Origin of the sequence: Brachyspira sp. SAP_772 (genome assembly GCF_009755885.1) — a bacterium.
GTDB lineage: Bacteria > Spirochaetota > Brachyspiria > Brachyspirales > Brachyspiraceae > Brachyspira.
This window is the reverse complement of record NZ_VYIX01000005.1, coordinates 1-1,809: the sequence shown is the minus strand read 5'-3', so window position 1 is coordinate 1,809 and position 1,809 is coordinate 1. Positions and strand designations below refer to the sequence as shown.

General features: G+C 26.6%; 2 protein-coding genes and 1 pseudogene. 1 reads left to right on the top strand and 2 read right to left on the bottom strand.

What is annotated here, in order from left to right:
• Positions 1 to 282: pseudogene (locus GQX97_RS12105) on the bottom strand (lytic transglycosylase); the annotation flags it as partial.
• Between the two features lie 159 nt (positions 283 to 441).
• Here GQX97_RS12105 and GQX97_RS12100 point away from each other — a divergent pair.
• Positions 442 to 900: a hypothetical protein gene (locus GQX97_RS12100; protein ID WP_013243478.1), complete on the top strand. Its 459-nt coding sequence runs from the start codon at positions 442 to 444 to the stop codon at positions 898 to 900.
• Here GQX97_RS12100 and GQX97_RS12095 read toward each other — a convergent pair.
• Positions 897 to 1,809, bottom strand: a 913-nt coding sequence (locus GQX97_RS12095) for a phosphatidate cytidylyltransferase (RefSeq protein ID WP_232473356.1), incomplete at its 5' end; no start/stop codon positions are given. The two genes, GQX97_RS12100 and GQX97_RS12095, sit on opposite strands and share 4 nt — an antisense overlap.

Below are 1,809 nucleotides of genomic sequence, written 5' to 3'. Positions count from 1 at the left end.
GTCAATAATCTTTTGCATATGAGGACGCCAACTACCCTGATACCTATCTAAATAATAAGAAACTCTCTCAGTACGAAAATCATCAACATTAAACCCTCTAAGCTCTACTACTTTAATATCGCTTCCAAGTGCCTCACCATAAACTGTAAGCTCATAAAGATTAACGCCGTCTAAACCCTTTCGTAAATATAAATCAAAAGTATCGCAAGAGTTAACAAAAAAAATCAAAACTATTAAAAATATAGCTAATATTCTTTTTCTTTTTAAGATTTTTATTTTCATGATTATTAATAAATATATTTAACATTTTTTTTTAATATTTGCAAGTATGTAATTATCTTTTAAACTTCGTACTAAAGCAATCATAATAGTTGACAATTTTTACAATTAAAAATATTATATAGCCTATAATTTACACAGGTATGGAGAGAAAATAAAACTATGGCTAAAATTGTAAAATGTAAATACTGTAAAACTGTTAATGATAAATATGCCAAACAATGTAAATCTTGCGGAAAAGTGTTGTATCCAGAAATATCATTCAAAAAAGCAACTATTATAACTGTAATATTAGATGCCATATTTGCTTTTATATATATATTTGGAATATTTTTATTTATATATAATGCCAACAATAATGAAACTCCAAAATATATAAACCTACTTCCTGCCCCAAATAGTATTTCATTCTTTGTTATCATATTAATAATGTTATGTTTTGCTGTTATAAARATACTATATATATTAAATGTGTTTATTTTGAAAAAAGATATTATTTATACTATAAGAAGAGTTAGTTTATTTTTTGAAGCTATAATAATGTTTCCTTTGCAAACAATATTAGGCTTATATTTTTATGATATAGCAACCAGTGAAGATAAAGCAAAAAACAATAATTAATTTAATAATATTATTATAATGTAATAAGATATAGGTGCAGTCAATATCACGCTGTCAAATATATCAAATACTCCGCCATGACCCGGGAACATCTTGCTTGAATCTTTAGTATCATACATTCTTTTAATTAGGCTCTCTCCCATATCMCCAAGAAAACCTGTTAATGTAAATATTACAGTAAGCCATATTATCTGTGATAGAGAAAATGTAGGTATATCTTTCCCAAGCACTAAGCTTAAATATCCATTTGAATATAAATAATAATAAAGTATAGAAACAGGTATTGTAAATAAAAACATACCWACTAAACCTTCGTAGCTTTTATTTGGAGAGGCACTATTTGAAAGTTTATGTTTTCCAAATTTCCTTCCAACCACATATCCGCCAGTATCGCTAAGCCAAGCACATAATAATATAAATACAATATAATATTTACCGCTAGTCATAAAACGCATTAAAGATATATGCCATACTCCAAGTCCAACATATATAAAACAAAATACCGCAGTAAGTATAGCTCTGCCCCTCTCTTCAAAAGTAGATACATTCACCTTAAACATATTTATTATAAAAAGAACGGCTATTAAAACAAATACCATAACAAGCGATAAGCTCATAGAAATATTATTTATTTGAGTAAACTTATAAAGACGTGAAAAATCTCCATGAAGTATATTAGTACCGCATATGGTAATAACATATCCTAAAACCATAGCTGCTATAGTTGTTATTACTGTTCTAAAATTCTTTTGCCTATAAACCTTAGCCATATTAAATATTTCTAATGTACTTATTATAGAAATAGCTAATATCAAAGCATGAAAGAGAAAAATAACTCTATTGTAAAGCAAAATAATAGTAAATAATGGTAAAGTTAATGCTACAGATATAAGTCTTCCCTTCATTTTT